Below are 17,179 nucleotides of genomic sequence, written 5' to 3'. Positions count from 1 at the left end.
AGGTGCGCATGGAAAAAAGTCACTGTCTGGGTGAACGAAAAGCAGTGGTCATTTTACTGCTTCAGGCCGTATGATTACAGCTCTGCAGGGGTGTGAGAGGGGTTTTAAGTCACGGAATCAGGTAAAAATAAATGAATAAAAAATATTTACGCGGGTTTAAAAGTGAGAGAAACACCGTTTAAACAATGACGCAATCCAGTAGGTTTTGGACCATCTTCAAAAATATGGCCTAGATGACTGCCACAACGACGACAATGCACTTCTGTACGCGTCATAAAGAAACCATTGTCTTCTTTTGTCGCAACAGAGTTCGGTAAGTTGTCATAAAAGCTTGGCCAGCCCGTACCACTCTCATATTTTGTCTCACTGGAATAGAGTGCCAGATCACACCCTTTACAATGATAATGACCTACGCGCTTTTCCGCTAACAATTTACTGGTGCCTGCACGTTCCGTTTTTTCTTCACGCATCACCTTATATTCAAAGTCAGACAATTGGTTGCGCCATTCCTTTTCTGTACGAGTGACTTCAAAGTCTGATTCTGAAGAGGCGGCAATCGCTGATACAGACAAGGCCTTCACAGCTCCCATCATGCAAGCTGTCCCCATTAAAAAATGTCGACGATTCATACTTTTCTCCTAATCATTGGCTCTGTAGTTGTTTTTATATACGACAAAGACGGTCTTTGAGTTTCAAATAAGCCACTGCCCAGATAGCTTCAGCTGATCATTTGCACAAAGCACGTATAAAAAAGGGGAAGCCATCGCCGCTCCCCCTCTTATTTCATATCCTTTCTAAATCATATTAGACTTGCTTATCTTTTTCTTCTCTGGCTTTAGCAAGCAATAAGAATCGTTTGTGGATTTTACGTGTGGCGAACCAGACCCCCCCTACCACGATGGGAACAGACAGCCCAATCACCAAGCTTTTATCAAACTCCACGCCCTTGTCATAAACAGCCTCTATTAAGAATTTTAACAAGCCAACACTGTAGTAACTGATTGCTGCAACAGACAAGCCTTCTACGGTGTGCTGCATTGCCAATTGAATTTTAGAGCGTCGATCCATAGAAGTCAGCAACTGCTGATTTTGCGACTGTATCGACATTTCCACTTGCGTTCGCATCATGTCAGACACTCGATCGATGCGCGTAGACAAGCTTTCCAGGTGTTTATCTGCTGTGTTACAAGTTCGAACCGCAGGTGTTAAACGACGGGTCATAAATTCCGTAATGGTCAAGTGGCCCGACACTTCATCTTCTTTTAATTCGCTCAAGCGTTTAAGGATTAATTCATGATATGCCCGTGTGCCACTGAACCGATAAGAACTTTTTGCCCGTGCCGCTTCAACCCAAGCGGCCATATCAATTAACTCGCCCAATAACCTCTGTTCGTCCGAATCTTCGCTAGGATCAGATAAGCTCGCTGTCGTCCGGGCAAGCTTCTCATCCATCTGCATCAACTCTGCGTTGTATGTACGCGCCATCGGAAGTGCAATCATTGCCATCAGTCGATAGGTCTCTATTTCCACGACTCGCTGGACCATACGACCAAGCTGACTGTCACTCATGTGTTTGTTATAAATCAAAAAGCGACCACAACCATCGCTGTGTAACTGAAAGCTGGTCCATACTTGAGCATCACCATTTTGTGGTCGACTGCCGACAAGCCGCATCCCCTCAAAGTAGCGCTTGACCAATCCAAGGTCAGGCTCTGGCGTCGAACGTGCATCTTCAACCACCACATGAAAAGCAGCAATGGTTTTGCCCGGTAACGTCGACAACCAATCTAAAGGCAAACAAGATAACGCATTATGCTCAAACGGCGTTTCTGAAGTCGCCATCTGAGTTTGCGTAATCATATAGGACGTAAATTCAAGGTGATTGTCACGTCGAATTTTAAAGTGCCCAAAATCCACTTCAAAACACACGCCATCTTCGTCGGGTGCCACGCAATCAAAATAACCGTACAGAGAACAAAAGTGCTCAAACTCTGCCTGTTTTTTTTCCGGACCAATCATAACGGCAAGACAGCTTACTTTCGCTGGACTTGGCAACACTTGAAACGGACGCGAATGCAATTCAGCATACAAAACATCGCGTAAAGGGTGTATGTCTAACCCATACGCATTCTTACTCCTAGCCACTGAGTTTTCTCCCCTCATTCTTGATATACTCTGATAATTAGAACACTATAAGCAGCCACCAGCACGTCCATGAGTATGATAAAAAGCCTGTTAACGAGTAGCTTCTTTCTCTTCGCAACCACCAACATGATCAACGCCCATGGCAAGGACCTTATTGCGTTTGGTCAGGCCTGTTTACTAACAGAAAAACACGTGCAACAAGCACAACAGCAATTAGAACAAGAACGACTTGGCACTCTTCGCTATCAAAAAGACGACACAAAACAGCAAACAGAGCAACAAATACAGACCTACCAGCAAGAAAAAGAAGCACTCTCTGAAGCAAAAAAAGAGTGTGCTGCAAACGCGGCGAACAGCGCCTATTGTCATCGAGTACGCAGCCGAGATAACGAAATTACTTACATGATCAGCAAACTGGATGCTGTTTCTATTGGCACATCTGTGGAACAGACGCTAACAGATAACCTATCCAATCAGTCTGACTATGCGCATCGTAAAAAAATCGTCGACCAAGAATACGCTCGTTTTATCGCTCAATGCCGAGATTCTGATACGCATTATGCTTTGCTTCAAGACCCAACGGCTTACGCAGAAGTCTGCATGAAACCAAACGCTCAACACACCATTACATGCTCGTTTTTTTAGACTGATCGACAATAATCAATTCATCAACAGGAAAACCTAACGCCGCTGCTTTTGCTAACAGCTCGTCTATTACTTCTTTCGGCATTTGAGGAGTGCGAGATAATAACCAGAAGAATTTTCGATTAGGCCCCGACACCATGGCATATTGATAATCCTGTTTGTCTAGCTCAAAAATCACGTACGCCCCATAGAATGGCCCAAAAAACGACACCTTCAAATGCCCAATATTCGCTGACTCCACAAAGTACGCCCGACCGTCAGCTTCTTTCCACGCTTGTTCTTCTTCGGAATAACCTCGGTTCAGTACAGCGACACCACCGTCTTCTTGTAAGGTGTAAGTGGCAGAAACTTGAGACAAGCCCTTTTCAAAAGAATGATTTTGACGGGCAATTTCATACCAGGTGCCCAAATAACGCGACAACTGAAAATCCTCCACTGGCGTAATACCCTTGGGTGCGCTGGTACAACCGAACAATAATACGGTTAATAAAATCACCACACTGCTTTTCATTTCATAGCTCCTTTTTATGTAACTTACCTAGGCCCTTATGGCCACGTCATCGACACTCAATACGGTTTTGGCATCGGTACGCTCCATGATTTTTACTAACGCTGATTGAATAACTTCATCCTCACGAACATCACGCTCTCCAGTAAAACGCTGCTCCTGTGGTGACGCTCCCTCCTCTGCAACAAAGGTCACAACCACCTCTGTGGCTAACGCTGTGTCTTCACCAAAGTACGCAATAGAAAATTGTGGGTAGCCCTTAAAGCCCATTTTGGCTTTTTTTGCGATACGCTTTTTTGATTTTTCTAGATTCATGGTACTGACCTACGTGTTGTCGTAAATAATGAATTGAGATTAAACCACAAAGTAACGGATTTTTATCTGACTTCGTCATGCTGTCTTTTACAAATACCGATGAATTCGTAAAATTTCCTGTCAGAGAAGTTGAGCGTTTTTGTTATTCCTTTACCGCAAAAATCCTTTTACGCTGTGGGATGGACACAATGATAAAAATAATAACAGGAGTAAACCATGCTTAGCACAGTGCAAATTAAGGTCAGAGGTTACCATCTAGATCTATTTAAACACGTCAATAACGCACGTTATTTGGAGTTTTTAGAAGAAGGACGGTGGGACTTTTTCGAACAGGTTGGCGATGGTGCCGTTTGGATGCAAGACTATGTCTGGCCGGTCGTGAACATCAATATTAACTTCAGAGATCAAGCCGGCTTTGGCGATTTATTAGAGGTACAGACGCAATACACCAAAATCAGCCAACGTAGCATTACCATGAAACAAACCATTGTGAACGTTAACACGTCTGTAACGGTTGCAGACGCCGATGTCACATACGTCTGTTTCTGTAAGGAGCAAAAAGCCGCCATTCCTATTCCAGACACTCTGCGCCTCTCTATTCAAAAAGCACTTGATGAAGTCGCTTAAAACCTAGCACTTAATTTTAAACACACCGCCTCTGTTCGCGAAAAATGAATGAACAAAGGTGACTTAAAAAAGTGAATAAATAAAAAAAGCGAGTGGGCTCATCACCGCACTCGCTTTCGTATTGCATATTCATCTTATCGACGACTTACACTTTGAATTGACCCAAAGCCGTCGCCTGCTCATTCGTAATGCTCACCATGGTTTCACACAGATCCGACTGCTCTTTCGCTGCACTAGAAACAGACTGACTGATATCACGAATGTTTGTGGTGTTACGGTTAATTTCATTAGAGGTCGCACTTTGCTCTTCCGCTGCGGCCGCAATTTGCACCGTCATTTCGTTAATATCATTAATACTTAAACGAATGGCTTCCAGAGATACTTTGGCTTGATCTGCAATTTTCTGTGTTTCATTGGCGTCTTCACGGCTTTCGAGAATCACTTTCTCGGCACTACGAACGCCCGTTTGCAGTTGCTGAATCATTTTATTAATCTGCTCTGTCGACTCTTGAGTCTTAGACGCCAACGTACGCACTTCATCAGCCACCACAGCAAAACCACGACCTTGCTCTCCCGCGCGCGCGGCTTCGATCGCTGCATTTAACGCCAAAAGGTTCGTCTGATCAGCAATATCCGTAATAACGGTTAAGATGGATTCAATATTGTTACTGTATTCAACCAATTGATTAATCGTTGTAACAACATTCCCCATCTGATGCGTTAAATGCGCAATAGAGTGCGTGGTTTTATCAACAATCACTTCACCGTCTTTCGCAGCTACGTCAGCGTGGCTCGCACGAGAGGCTGCTGTTTGCGCATTATCAGCCACATCATTTGCCGTTGCAGACATTTCATGCATCGCCGTCGCTAACTGATCCAGCTCTGTTAATTGGTTGTACAATTCAGCCGACGAACGCTCTGAGGAAGCGGCGGTTTTGTTCGTATTGTCACGTACGCTACTAGAGCGATTTTTCACTTCGCCAATCAGGCCTTGTAAAAAATGAATAAATTTATTGAATTCTACTGACACCTCACCAAACTCATCGTTACTTGTCACGTCCAAACGCTTGGTCAAATCGCCCTGACCACCATTGATTTCTTCCAATGAATTACGTAACGCATGAAGAGGTTGTAAAAGGCGTGTGACTAAAACGTACAACACAACGGAAACAAGCAAAATAGCGATTAACGTACCAAAGAAAGCAATCCAGCCAAACTCACGCACCGTTGCAAACAGCTTGTTCTCATCAAGCACAACACCCACATACCAATCAGCACCGTATAAGTCAGTTAAGGGGCTAAAAGAAACCAGTACAGACGTACCATCTTTGAGTTGGTTCTCAACAAGGTTATTGGATGATATTGATGTGTTTTTTTCTAACAGACTGGTCAGTGCTTTGCCGTTTAAATCGGCATTAGGGTGACTGATAATGTTACCTGACTTGTTCACCAAAAAAGCATAACCAGTATGATCAAAACTTAACGTATTAACCGCTTCCGAGACAGTTTCTAGGCTAAGGTCACCACCAAAAGCACCTTTAAAAATCCCTTTGTCCGAAAAATTTGCTACGACAGAAATCAGAATTTCACCGGTTGTTGCATCGCTATAGGGTTCCGTTAAAACCGCTTGTTGATGTTTTTTAGCAAGATCATACCAAGGGCGCTCACGACCGTCCCAGTTCGTTGGGTTCCAACTCGGATCGTTTGTAATAGGCAAGCCATCCTTTGCTAACCCGCCAAAGAGAATTAAAAACTCATCATCATAAATAGGCGTATCAAAGGCGTTTTGAATTGTCTCGTCGCTAAAGTCAGCATCAATCGTTTGTGCCAAGGTGTTAATCAAGGCGACTTTTCCACTTAACCAGTTATTAATTTGTTTGGCTAGTGACTGACTGGTTTCTTGTGTACTCGTAACGGTCTTTTCATAAAGTGCCGATTTAAGCGTGTTGTATTGCAACCAAGAATACGTCGAAAAAGCGAGCGCCACGACAATGGAAGCCGAAAGAACGACCTTATGAGATACCTTCATTTTAAATTACCTTTATTGAGTAAAAATATCTGACGCAATAAGACAAACATCAAATTTTGGATGAATTTATACCAGCCACCTGCAAATCGCTACCTTTTCATGAAAGTTTTTACTCACAAGAAAAATTATCCGACATATATCAAAAAAACCCACACTCTGATTAGAATGTAGGGTTATTTTGTTGGTAACACCTAATGGGTCATATTCAATATATAACGCTTAATCACTACGTTTTTGATTTAAGAAAGATCAAAACGATCAAGCTCCATGACTTTCGTCCAGGCTTGTACGAAATCCTTCACAAAGCGTTCTTGTGAATCGGAACAAGCATAGACTTCAGCAATTGCGCGAAGTTGTGAATTCGAACCGAAGACCAAATCGGCACGGCTTGCCGTCCATTTGATCTTACCTGTGGAACGATCGCGACCTTGAAACTCGTCTTCCTCTTCTGAGGTAGCAAACCATTTGGTGCCCATGTCCAACAAGTTTACAAAGAAATCGTTGGTCAAGGTTTCTGGCTGATCCGTGAACACACCGTGTGTAGAACCCCCTGTGTTGGCATTAAGCACTCGCAAGCCACCGACTAACACCGTCATTTCTGGTGCAGATAGGGTCAACAATTGCGCCTTGTCCAATAACATTTCTTCCGTGGTCACTGTGTAACGGCCTTTTTGGTAGTTACGGAAACCATCGGCGACAGGCTCAAGCACTGAAAAAGATTCCACATCCGTTTGCTCTTGCGTTGCGTCAGTACGACCTGGTGTGAACGGCACCACCAAGGTTTGACCCGCCGCACTGGCGGCTTTTTCAATGCCCACACCGCCCGCTAGAACAATCAAATCGGCCATAGAAATCTGCGCAGCAGACGCACTGTTAAATTCTTTTTGGATCGCTTCCAATGAACTCAACACGCTCGCTAGTTGCTCTGGCTGATTCACTTCCCAGTCTTTTTGTGGTGCAAGACGTAAACGCGCGCCGTTAGCACCACCGCGCATGTCTGAACCGCGGTAAGTAGACGCTGAAGCCCATGCAGTAGAAACAAGTTGCGCCACTGACAATCCAGAGGTCGCTAACCTACTCTTCAATGTCTCAACATCTTGCTCTGTAACGTGAGGCTCAGTCGGTGATGGAATCGGATCTTGCCAAATCAACGTTTCTTTTGGCACCAAGGGCCCTAAGTAACGCGATACCGGCCCCATATCACGATGAGTTAATTTGAACCAAGCACGAGCAAATGCATCGGCTAACTGGTCTGGATGTTCGTAAAAACGTTTCGAAATCGGCGCGTAAATTGGATCTTCACGTAATGCGATGTCCGAGGTAAACATCATTGGGGCGTGACGCTTAGACACGTCGTGAGCATCAGGCACACTATTAGAACCTGCGGTGCCTTTTGGTGACCACTGCCACGCACCCGCTGGGCTCTTAGTCAATTCCCACTCATAGTCAAACAAGTTTTCAAAGTAACCATTGTCCCATTTGATTGGATTTTTCGTCCAAGCGCCTTCTAAACCACTGCTAATTGTATCGGCACCATTACCTGTGCCTTGCGAGTTACTCCAGCCAAAACCTTGCTCAGTAAGGCCTGCTGCTTCAGGGTCATCACCCACTTGTGATGCATCGCCAGCACCGTGCGCTTTACCAAAGGTGTGACCACCCGCAATCAATGCCACTGTTTCTTCGTCGTTCATCGCCATGCGGGCAAAGGTGTCACGAATATCACGAGCGGACGCTAAAGGATCCGGCTTGCCATCTGGGCCTTCTGGGTTAACATAAATCAGCCCCATCTGAACCGCGGCTAATGGATTTTCTAAATCACGATCGCCAGAGTAACGGTCGTTTTTACCGCCACTTTCTTGTAGCCATTCGCCTTCAGCTCCCCAGTAAATGTCATCTTCTGGTTCCCAAACATCCACACGGCCACCCGCAAAACCAAAGGTTTCAAAGCCCATAGATTCCAATGCACAGTTACCCGCTAAGATCATTAAATCTGCCCAAGAAATCTTGCTGCCGTATTTCTGCTTGATAGGCCAAAGTAAACGACGCGCTTTGTCTAGGTTGACGTTATCAGGCCAGCTATTCAAAGGCGCAAAACGCTGTGTACCCGATGTCGCACCGCCACGGCCATCGGCTGTACGGTACGTGCCGGCACTGTGCCAAGCCATACGAATAAAGAAAGGACCATAATGGCCGTAATCTGCTGGCCACCAATCTTGAGAATCTGTCATTAGAGCGAACAAATCTTGACGAAGCGCTTCTATGTCCAAACTATTAAAAGCCGCTTGATAGTCAAAGCCTTCACCCATCGGGTTAGACTTAGCAGAATGCTGATGTAAAATTTTCAAATCCAACTGATTTGGCCACCAGTCTTTGTTAGAAGTACCACGACCGGCCGCTTGGCTCGCGCCAGATGCGCCGTGGTTAAAAGGACATTTACTTTCGTTAGACATATTACTTCTCCTGCTGTGACTAAAACGTTTGTTTTTCGTCGTTGTATTCAATGGCTATAGTTATAACCTTGAAAATAAACACCAACCAATTAATAAAAGCTAAGAAGACCATAGTAGAGTGACTTACAAAGTGCTGCGGTGCTCTAAAAGGTCACGTTGAAGTCACCTTTGTCACAGCCTTTTGACGTAACCCGTGTGTGAATTGAAGTGAAGTGTACATTCGACAATTAAAAACCCCGCTGTTTAGCGGGGCAAAGAAAAAACAAGAAGGGGAATTTGTTTATATTCGCTCAAACACCGTCGCGATCCCTTGACCCATGCCAATACACATGGTGGCCAAACCCAACGTCGCATCTTTTTCGTGCATCACATTAAGCAAGGTAGTCGAGATACGCGTCCCCGAACAACCAAGCGGGTGACCCAGTGCAATCGCACCACCATTCAAATTGACTTTCTGATCCACCAAATCGATGAGTTTCAAGTCTTTTAAAACAGGAATAGACTGAGCGGCAAACGCCTCGTTTAACTCGACAATGTCAATATCAACCATGGTTAAACCCGCGCGCTTGAGCGCTTTTTTCGACGCTGGTACCGGTCCATAACCCATGATCGCTGGATCACAACCCGCTACGGCCATGCTGCGTACTTTAGCAATCGGTGTTAGACCAAGTTCTTCGGCCTTTTGTGCCGACATCATCAACATGGCTGACGCGCCATCCGACAGCGCCGACGAGGTACCCGCGGTCACCGTCCCAACTTTTGGCATAAATACCGGTTTTAAGCCCGCCAACGATTCCATTGATGTCTCAGGACGAATCACCTCATCGACTTCCACAAGGATTTTATTGCCCTCGGAGTCATGACCTTCTATGGAGACAATTTCGTTGGCAAAACGCCCCTGTACCGTTGCCTCATGAGCCAAACGATGAGAACGCACAGCAAACTCATCTTGTGCTTCTCGGCTAACGCCGTGCATCTTACCCAGCATTTCCGCCGTCACGCCCATCATCATAGAGGCTTTGGCCATGTGCTTTGACAAAGCAGGGTTTACATCCACCCCATGCATCATGCCAACGTGCCCCATATGCTCAACGCCTCCTACAACAAACACATCGCCTTGGCCGGTCATGATCGCTTGCGCCGCCGTATGAATGGCCGACATAGACGAACCACACAAGCGGTTAACGGTTTGCGCCGCGGTGGTAATAGGCAAGCCTGCCAGTAAAGACACAGCCCGTGCCATGTTAAAGCCTTGTTCCAACGTTTGATTAACGCATCCCCAGATCAAGTCTTCCACCTCATTCGGGTCAACGTTTGGGTTACGTTTGAACAACGCCTTCACCAGCCCAGCGGATAAGTTTTCCGCTCGAACATTACGGAATACGCCATTTTTTGTCTTGCCCATTGGTGAGCGAACCGCGTCAATTATAACAACATCATTTGGATTCAGTTTCATAAGATTCTCCTCTAGCCTTTGGGGTTATGCGCCGTAGTAAGTGTGATTATTCTTCGCCATCTCGCGCATTTGCGCGGTTGGCTCATACAACTTACCTAGGTGGCTGTACTTGTCTGCAAGCTCACAAAACGCTTGCAGCCCCATTTGGTCTAGGTAGTGCATAGCACCGCCGAGGTAAGGCGGGAAACCTATGCCATAAATCAAGCCCATATCCGCTTCCGCCGCTGAGGCGACAATGTCTTCTTCCACGCAGCGAACCGTTTCGATGCAAAGTGGAATCATCATACGAGCAATAATGTCTTCTTCTGTCAGTTCAGATTTTGACTGGACCACAGGTGCTAACAGTTCGTTAATATCCTCATTGAAGATTTTCTTCGGCTTGCCCTTACGATCCGCTTCATAGCTATAAAACCCTTTGCCATTTTTCTGCCCAAAACGCTCTAGTTCAAACAAGCGATCCACAGCGTTTTTACCTTCGTGCTTCATACGGTCAGGAAAGCCTTCTGCCATGACCTGATCCGCATGAAAAGCGGTATCCACCCCAACCACATCCAGCAAATACGCAGGCCCCATTGGCCAACCGAATTTCTCCATAGTTTTATCGACCACTTGGAAATCCGCACCTTCTTGCATCATTAAAGAGAAACCGGCGAAATACGGGAACAAGACACGGTTGACCAGGAACCCAGGACAATCGTTAACAACAACAGGAGTTTTGCCCATGGCTTGCGCGTACGCCACGGTTTTTGCAATGGCGGCCTCACTGGTTTTTTCACCACGAATCACTTCCACCAATGGCATACGATGAACAGGGTTAAAAAAGTGCATACCACAGAAGTTTTCAGGGCGTGTTAAGCCTTTTGCCAATTCTGTGATCGAAATAGTCGACGTGTTAGAGGTAAGAATGGCATCGTCAGCGATCTTAGTTTCCACTTCGGCTAATACAGACTTTTTGATTTTGACGTTTTCCACGACCGCTTCAACCACCAAATCAACGTGTTCAAACTCTCCGTAGGTCAACGCTGGGACAATGGCGTTCATCGCTTTAAAGGCTTTTTCTGTGGTCAGACGACCGCGCTCAACTTGACCGTTAAAGAGTTTATTCGCTTCACTTAGACCAAGATCCAATGCTTCTGGACGAATGTCTTTCATAATAATCGGCGTGCCCTTGGAAGCCGACTGATAAGCCACACCGCCCCCCATAATACCAGCACCCAATACCGCCGCTTGTTTCACTGGCGTCGCACTTTTCGCGTATTTACCCGCGGTTTTCTTAATTTGCTGATCGCTCAAGAAAAGGTTAACCAAGGATTTCGCCACAGGGCCTTTGGCCAATTTCACAAAGCCTTTGATCTCTGTTTCGATGGCTTTGTCCATCTCTTGACTGATGCCTTTTTCAATGGTTTTGATCGCGGCCATTGGTGCTGGATAATGTTTACCCGCTTTGGCTCCGACCACACCACGTACTGATTCAAACACCATCATTTTTTCAATCGGTGAAAACACCATGGGCGCACGCAATTCATCGCGGCGAGCATGGTAATCCAGCTTGCCGTCCATTACTTGTTGGATCAAATGACGAGCCGATGCTTGCACCTTCACAGCCGGAACGACCGCATCAACAGCCCCATCTTTTAAGGCATCGGCGCTGCGTTTTTGTGCGCCGCCACATATCCATTCACACGCATTGTCGGCGCCAATTAGGCGCGGCAAACGCACTGTACCGCCCCAACCAGGGTAGATTCCCAGTTGCGTTTCTGGCAAACCAATTTTGGCAGAATCCGCCATCACACGGTAATCACAGGCTAAAACCAACTCCATACCGCCACCTAAGGCAATCCCATTTATTGCAGCGACGGTAGGACAAGAAAGATGAGAAATGGCATTAAAAATAGTGTGGGCATGACGCAGTTTATCCGTTAACTCTTCATCTTCTAATTTAAACCATGAAGTAAATTCAGTAATGTCCGCGCCCACAACAAACGCGTCTTTTGCACTGGCAAAAATCACCCCTTGCAAATCATCGATGTGTTGCAATTTTTCAACGACAGTGGCCAGCTCGCCCAAAGTCAAACTGTTAAATTTGTTAACCGATTCGCCTACCAAATCCAATGTAACCGTGGCAATGTTGGCCTCGTCAAGCGTGACTTTTATGGCTTGTCCTTCAAATATCATACGGATCTCCCGTTCTTATTATTTTTCTTTGGCGCTTACGATCAACCGCAACACGCTTTTAATGAATGACTAAAGAGACGTTTCTAGCTCTGGCACGGCATCAAATAAATCCGCCACCAAACCATAATCGGCCACATTAAAGATGGGCGCTTCCTCATCTTTATTAATCGCAACAATCACTTTTGCGTCTTTCATACCCGCAAGATGTTGAATCGCACCAGAAATACCGATGGCAATATACAAATCCGGCGCAACCGTTTTACCGGTCTGCCCTACTTGTAGATCGTTTGGTACAAAGCCCGCATCAACCGCAGCACGAGAGGCACCGATCGCGGCACCCAATTTGTCTGCTACACCGTCTAACAAAGCGAAGTTTTCACCACTTCCCATACCTCGACCACCGGAGACAATCACACTGGCCGATGTCAATTCAGGACGATCCGATTGAGCGACCTGCTCTTTTACAAAGCGACTCTTGTTGGACTCAATAACGTGCGCTAGTGGTTCACTGACAGCATTGCCGCCTTCGCTGGAGGCTGCATCAAATCCTGTGGTACGAACCGTGATGACTTTCACCGCATCGTTACTTTTTACGGTCGCAATGGCGTTACCAGCATAAATAGGACGCACAAACGTATCAGGCGCCTCCACTTTAATCACATCAGACAACTGAGCCACATCCAGTAATGCCGCCACACGTGGCAAAGTATTTTTACCGGTTGTCGTTGCAGGCGCTAAGATATGACTATACTCACCAGCCACTTCAACAATCAATTTGCTGACATTTTCTGCCAATTGGTGTTCATACACGGCATTGTCTGCCACCAACACCTTGCTCACTCCGGCAATATTACAAGCGGCATCTGCTACAGCCTGACAATCTGCCCCAACGACCAAAACATGCACATCGGAATGAATATCAAGAGCAGCTGTCACCGTATTCAAAGTAGCCGGCTTTAAAGATTTGTTATCGTGTTCTGCAAGAATTAATACACTCATGACACCACCTTCGCTTCATTTTTTAATTTATCGACCAACTCCGCCACAGAGGCAACTTTCACACCACCGGAACGTTCAGCCGGTGCGGCGACAGAAAGCACCGTGACGTTTGAGCCCACATCAACGCCTAACTCGGCAGGTGTGGTGACGTCCAGTGGTTTTCTTTTGGCTTTCATAATATTGGGTAAAGACGCGAAACGCGGCTCATTAAGACGTAAGTCTGTGGTGACAACCGCTGGCAAGGTCACCAACAGGGTTTGTAATCCGCCGTCGATTTCACGGGTAACCTGCGCTTCGCCGCTTTCGATAACCACTTCAGAAGCGAATGTCGCTTGAGGATAATCCAACAACGCTGCGACCATTTGGCCTGTTTGATTATTATCAGAATCGATGGACTGTTTACCTAGAATAATTAAGTCAGCGGCTTCATTTTGAGCAACCTTGGCCAGCAGCTTTGCCACACTCAAAGAATCTAAACCATCTTCGGCGTCAACTTGTATGGCTCGATCGGCGCCCAACGCAAGCGCCGTACGCAATGTTTCCTGACAGCTTTTTGCGCCCACGGAGACCACAACGACTTCTGAAGCAAGGCCTTTTTCTTTTAATCGAACCGCTTCTTCCACGGCGATCTCACAGAAAGGGTTCATCGACATTTTTACGTTCGTCAAATCAACCGCCGTATTGTCAGGCTTTACACGTACTTTGACGTTGTAATCAATGACGCGTTTTACGGATACTAAAATTTTCATAAAACCCTCTTTTTATTCTTGTTTTATTGTTTATAGCCGCAATCTGAATTGTGCTTTGCGATAGGTCTCTATACTAGATTGAGGTGAATTTTCATCAATAACAAAAAAGCGCCACTTAACTGACAAAAATATTCACTTGCCCAGTAAGAAGCGCTTTTTTAACGAATGTTAAGTCTTATTTTTGACGTGATAAAAAAGAAGAGAAAGCATAGGCTGCTTCATTTGAGCTTAGTCGTGCTTTGAAAAGACGCCCTTCACGTAATAAGGTGTTTTGCACCTCATCTTGAATAGAGGATTTTAATAACTTTTTGCTTAAAGCCACCGCCTCGGTTGGCAACGCCGCGACTTTTATTGCGTAATCAAGCGCTACTGAGTAGGCTTCACCGGCCTCACATAGATGGTTAATGAGCCCCATTTGATGAGCCTGCTCCGCCCCTATCACGTCACATAGAACCAGTACCTCAAACGCTTTTGGATGACCTAACAACCTAGGCAACAAGAAGCTAGACGCCGCCTCTGGCACCAAACCCAGTTGCACAAAAGGAAATTGCAAACGTGCCTCTCGAGAGGCCAATACAAGATCACAATGTAACAACAAGGTCGCTCCAACCCCCACGGCTCGGCCTTCTACACCGGCGATAAGGGGTTTTGTATAGGTACTTAGCGCTTTTAGAAAAGACAAAATCACATCGAGTTTTTCTGGCTTTTGTGCAATATGAATAAACTCGTTGATGTCATTGCCAGATGAGAACTCACCACCCAAACCGTAGATCATGGTCGCCTTTATGGCATCGTCCTGCTCTGCTGACGATAGCAATGCCGTAAGCGTTTGATACATAGCCAATGTAATGGCATTTTTCTTATCCGCACGATTTAGACAGATAACTTGTACGCCCGACACCATGGTCTGTGTGACAAAATCACTCATGATGTGACTTCCTCTTCACGTAGCGCACGACGAAGCACTTTCCCCACGTTTGTTTTAGGCAACTCTTCTTTGATTTCAAAGTATTTTGGTACTTTATAGGCCGCTAAGTTTTCTTTGCAATAGGCTTTCAAGACTTTATTGCTTGGCTCACTCGCTCCTGCTTTTAAGACAATAAACGCTTTTACCGCCTCGCCCGTTTTCTCATCTGACACACCGATCGCAGCAGACTCTAAAATGTCAGGGTGAGATGACAGACAGTCTTCCACTTCCGTCGGATAAACATTAAAGCCAGATACGATAATCATGTCTTTGGCACGATCAACAATTTGCAGGTAACCATCAGGGTGTTGCATGGCAATGTCACCGGTGATTAAGAAACTATCGTCGGTCATCACTTCCTTGGTCGCCTTTTCACGGTTCCAGTAGCCCTTCATTACCTGCGGACCACGAACGCACAACATGCCTGACTCCCCTTGTGGTAAAGCGTTTCCATTCAAGTCTTGAATTTTAATGTCTGTATTAGAAACGGGTAAGCCAATAGTACCAATACGCTCTTTGCCGATAGGGTTAAACGACACAACAGGAGACGTTTCGGTTAAGCCATAACCTTCCACAACTTGACAACCTGTCACTTTTTTCCATTCATCTGCTGCTGCATGGGTTAACGGCATCCCCCCTGAACAGGTCAACTTAAGCGTGGAAAAATCCAGTGTTTTAAAATCAGCGTTATTACACAGACCAACAAATAATGTGTTTAAACCTACAAAGCCCGTAAACGGCCACTTTTTAAGCTCTTTCACAAAACCGGGCAAATCTCTTGGATTGGGAATCAATATGCTGTGCGCGCCCCGTTCAAGCAGGGTCAAGCCATGGATCAAGAACGCATAAATATGGTAAAGCGGCAAGGGAGCAATGTACGTTTCAGACCTTTCCTCAAGAATAGACTCCAATCGTGAGCTCAGTTGACACATATTTGAAAGCAGATTGGCGTGCGTTAGCATGGCCCCTTTCGCGATCCCGGTGGTGCCCCCCGTATATTGCAGCACGGCAATCTGATCCGATTGACTCACCACAGGAGTCACCGATTTACCTTTGCCCTTTGCCAGCGCTTCATTTAATGAAAGGGCACTGGGCAGATGATAAGCCGGTACCATTTTCTTCACATACTTCACCACGGAATTGACTAAAACGCGCTTAACCGGCGTATGGAAGTCTGCGATTTCCGTAATAATTACATGTTTTATCTGGGTTTTAGACAATATCTTTTCAACATTGTGCGCCATGTTAGCGAACACAACCAACGCCTTGACTTCGGCATCGTTAAATTGGTGTTCTAATTCTTTGGGCGTATAAAGAGGGTTGGTGTTGACCACAATTAAACCCGCCTTAATCGCACCAAACAGTACCACAGGGTATTGAATGACGTTTGGCAGTTGAATGGCAATACGATCGCCCGGGTTCAAGCCAGTATCAGACTGGAGATACGCGGCAAACTGATCGGATTTTTCATTCAGTTCACGGTAACTGATTGTGCGGCCTACGCTGGTAAAAGCCGGTAAGTCGGCGTATTTCGCCGTTGCTAACGCTAAAACGTCCGTTAAAGACTGGTAACCATAAGGATTGAGCGAAGCAGGTAGCTCACTACCTGGTGCTGGCGAACGGTCTTGTGTGTTGTATAGTGGCGTATCCGCTGTCATAAACGACTCCAATTATTTTTTTTATTTCGGAGAATGAAAAACAAAAGCTCAACCGCATACACTGACGTTGAGCTTTTAGGTTACCAAGCATGACGATATCGCTTAATTAGGAAAAATTTGCGTCAGCTTTGTGGCGAGCATAATATCGCCATCGGCGCGTATACGGCCCTGCATAAAGGCCGCCATACCATCAAGCTCACCACTCATTACCTCTTTAAGCGTTGCAAGGTCCATACTTAACGTAACGGTCGCATCGTCGTGCTCACCTTCTGCCATTGTGCAAGATCCATCCTCAATACTTAAGTAGTAATCGTCTGCATCTTCTAAGTCAAACTGAAATACCGCTTCCATATCGTCTGCTTCATTTGCATCAAAGCGGACTAACATCGCATCAAACACTGCTTTTGATTCACTCATAACCTTATCCTATTATTGTAATTATTGCTCGCACACGGG

Annotated in this window: 15 protein-coding genes; 2 read left to right on the top strand and 13 right to left on the bottom strand. The window is 45.8% G+C overall.

The annotated features are described in order from the left end of the window. Positions 1–146: 146 nt before the first annotated feature. Together msrB and LG368_RS10015 are read right to left on the bottom strand one after the other, a co-directional pair. Positions 147–629 (bottom strand): peptide-methionine (R)-S-oxide reductase MsrB, encoded by a 483-nt coding sequence (gene msrB, locus LG368_RS10020; RefSeq protein WP_226754591.1) that lies wholly within the window; start codon positions 627–629, stop codon positions 147–149. Positions 630–804: 175 nt separating this feature from the next. Beyond that, on the bottom strand, positions 805–2,145 hold the full coding sequence (locus LG368_RS10015; RefSeq protein ID WP_226754590.1) for a DUF3422 family protein: 1,341 nt from the start codon (positions 2,143–2,145) through the stop codon (positions 805–807). A 69-nt stretch (positions 2,146–2,214) separates the two neighbouring features. On the opposite strand from LG368_RS10015, the gene LG368_RS10010 reads away from it, so the two are divergent. Then, a complete protein-coding gene (locus LG368_RS10010) occupies positions 2,215–2,790 on the top strand; it encodes a hypothetical protein (protein WP_226754589.1) in 576 nt (191 codons plus the stop codon). Here LG368_RS10010 and LG368_RS10005 read toward each other — a convergent pair. Together LG368_RS10005 and LG368_RS10000 are read right to left on the bottom strand one after the other, a co-directional pair. After that, positions 2,771–3,301 carry a lipocalin family protein gene (locus LG368_RS10005; protein WP_226754588.1) on the bottom strand — a complete coding sequence of 177 codons (531 nt, stop codon included), beginning with the start codon at positions 3,299–3,301 and terminating at the stop codon, positions 2,771–2,773. The genes LG368_RS10010 and LG368_RS10005 overlap by 20 nt on opposite strands. A 27-nt stretch (positions 3,302–3,328) precedes the next feature. After that, positions 3,329–3,613, bottom strand: coding sequence for a hypothetical protein (locus tag LG368_RS10000; RefSeq protein WP_226754587.1), 285 nt, complete (start codon positions 3,611–3,613; stop codon positions 3,329–3,331). A 216-nt stretch (positions 3,614–3,829) separates the two neighbouring features. Between LG368_RS10000 and LG368_RS09995 the strand changes: the two genes are divergently transcribed. Beyond that, on the top strand, positions 3,830–4,240 hold the full coding sequence (locus LG368_RS09995; RefSeq protein WP_226754586.1) for an acyl-CoA thioesterase: 411 nt from the start codon (positions 3,830–3,832) through the stop codon (positions 4,238–4,240). Between the two features lie 145 nt (positions 4,241–4,385). Here LG368_RS09995 and LG368_RS09990 read toward each other — a convergent pair whose 3' ends face one another. The 9 genes from LG368_RS09990 to LG368_RS09950 all read right to left on the bottom strand — a co-directional run bounded on the left by LG368_RS09990 (position 4,386) and on the right by LG368_RS09950 (position 17,140). Further along, positions 4,386–6,269 (bottom strand): methyl-accepting chemotaxis protein, encoded by a 1,884-nt coding sequence (locus tag LG368_RS09990; RefSeq protein ID WP_226754585.1) that lies wholly within the window; start codon positions 6,267–6,269, stop codon positions 4,386–4,388. 239 nt (positions 6,270–6,508) lie between these two features. After that, complete coding sequence (katG, locus tag LG368_RS09985) at positions 6,509–8,719, bottom strand: catalase/peroxidase HPI (protein ID WP_226754584.1); 2,211 nt, start codon at positions 8,717–8,719, stop codon at positions 6,509–6,511. A 280-nt stretch (positions 8,720–8,999) separates the two neighbouring features. Beyond that, the gene (fadA, locus tag LG368_RS09980; RefSeq protein WP_226754583.1) at positions 9,000–10,175 is read right to left on the bottom strand and encodes an acetyl-CoA C-acyltransferase FadA; all 1,176 of its coding nucleotides are present in this window, start codon (positions 10,173–10,175) and stop codon (positions 9,000–9,002) included. 24 nt (positions 10,176–10,199) lie between these two features. After that, positions 10,200–12,350, bottom strand: a complete 2,151-nt coding sequence (gene fadB / locus LG368_RS09975) for a fatty acid oxidation complex subunit alpha FadB (protein ID WP_226754582.1) — start codon at positions 12,348–12,350, stop codon at positions 10,200–10,202. A gap of 69 nt (positions 12,351–12,419) precedes the next feature. Beyond that, positions 12,420–13,349 carry an electron transfer flavoprotein subunit alpha/FixB family protein gene (locus LG368_RS09970; protein WP_226754581.1) on the bottom strand — a complete coding sequence of 310 codons (930 nt, stop codon included), beginning with the start codon at positions 13,347–13,349 and terminating at the stop codon, positions 12,420–12,422. Beyond that, entirely contained in the window at positions 13,346–14,098 is a 753-nt protein-coding gene (locus LG368_RS09965; RefSeq protein ID WP_226754580.1) for an electron transfer flavoprotein subunit beta/FixA family protein, read from the bottom strand. Before LG368_RS09965 ends, LG368_RS09970 begins: the two co-directional genes overlap by 4 nt. A gap of 175 nt (positions 14,099–14,273) precedes the next feature. Continuing rightward, entirely contained in the window at positions 14,274–15,026 is a 753-nt protein-coding gene (locus tag LG368_RS09960; protein ID WP_226754579.1) for an enoyl-CoA hydratase-related protein, read from the bottom strand. Further along, complete coding sequence (locus LG368_RS09955) at positions 15,023–16,723, bottom strand: AMP-binding protein (protein ID WP_226754578.1); 1,701 nt, start codon at positions 16,721–16,723, stop codon at positions 15,023–15,025. Before LG368_RS09955 ends, LG368_RS09960 begins: the two co-directional genes overlap by 4 nt. A gap of 102 nt (positions 16,724–16,825) precedes the next feature. Beyond that, positions 16,826–17,140, bottom strand: a complete 315-nt coding sequence (locus LG368_RS09950) for an SCP2 sterol-binding domain-containing protein (RefSeq protein WP_226754577.1) — start codon at positions 17,138–17,140, stop codon at positions 16,826–16,828. Positions 17,141–17,179 lie beyond the last annotated feature (39 nt).

The sequence above is a fragment of the Marinomonas algarum genome (genome assembly GCF_020532605.1).
Lineage (GTDB): Bacteria > Pseudomonadota > Gammaproteobacteria > Pseudomonadales > Marinomonadaceae > Marinomonas > Marinomonas algarum.
This window is presented reverse-complemented; position numbering and strand designations above follow the sequence as displayed.

Coding starts and splice junctions, on each gene's coding strand:
- fadA (WP_226754583.1), bottom strand. CDS start 10,175: ATGAAACTGAATCCAAATGATGTTGTTATAATTGACGCGGTTCGCTCA.
- LG368_RS09960 (WP_226754579.1), bottom strand. CDS start 15,026: ATGAGTGATTTTGTCACACAGACCATGGTGTCGGGCGTACAAGTTATC.
- LG368_RS09995 (WP_226754586.1), top strand. CDS start 3,830: ATGCTTAGCACAGTGCAAATTAAGGTCAGAGGTTACCATCTAGATCTA.
- LG368_RS09970 (WP_226754581.1), bottom strand. CDS start 13,349: ATGAGTGTATTAATTCTTGCAGAACACGATAACAAATCTTTAAAGCCG.
- LG368_RS09950 (WP_226754577.1), bottom strand. CDS start 17,140: ATGAGTGAATCAAAAGCAGTGTTTGATGCGATGTTAGTCCGCTTTGAT.
- LG368_RS10010 (WP_226754589.1), top strand. CDS start 2,215: ATGAGTATGATAAAAAGCCTGTTAACGAGTAGCTTCTTTCTCTTCGCA.
- fadB (WP_226754582.1), bottom strand. CDS start 12,350: ATGATATTTGAAGGACAAGCCATAAAAGTCACGCTTGACGAGGCCAAC.
- LG368_RS09965 (WP_226754580.1), bottom strand. CDS start 14,098: ATGAAAATTTTAGTATCCGTAAAACGCGTCATTGATTACAACGTCAAA.
- LG368_RS09990 (WP_226754585.1), bottom strand. CDS start 6,269: ATGAAGGTATCTCATAAGGTCGTTCTTTCGGCTTCCATTGTCGTGGCG.
- LG368_RS09955 (WP_226754578.1), bottom strand. CDS start 16,723: ATGACAGCGGATACGCCACTATACAACACACAAGACCGTTCGCCAGCA.
- LG368_RS10000 (WP_226754587.1), bottom strand. CDS start 3,613: ATGAATCTAGAAAAATCAAAAAAGCGTATCGCAAAAAAAGCCAAAATG.
- LG368_RS10005 (WP_226754588.1), bottom strand. CDS start 3,301: ATGAAAAGCAGTGTGGTGATTTTATTAACCGTATTATTGTTCGGTTGT.
- katG (WP_226754584.1), bottom strand. CDS start 8,719: ATGTCTAACGAAAGTAAATGTCCTTTTAACCACGGCGCATCTGGCGCG.
- msrB (WP_226754591.1), bottom strand. CDS start 629: ATGAATCGTCGACATTTTTTAATGGGGACAGCTTGCATGATGGGAGCT.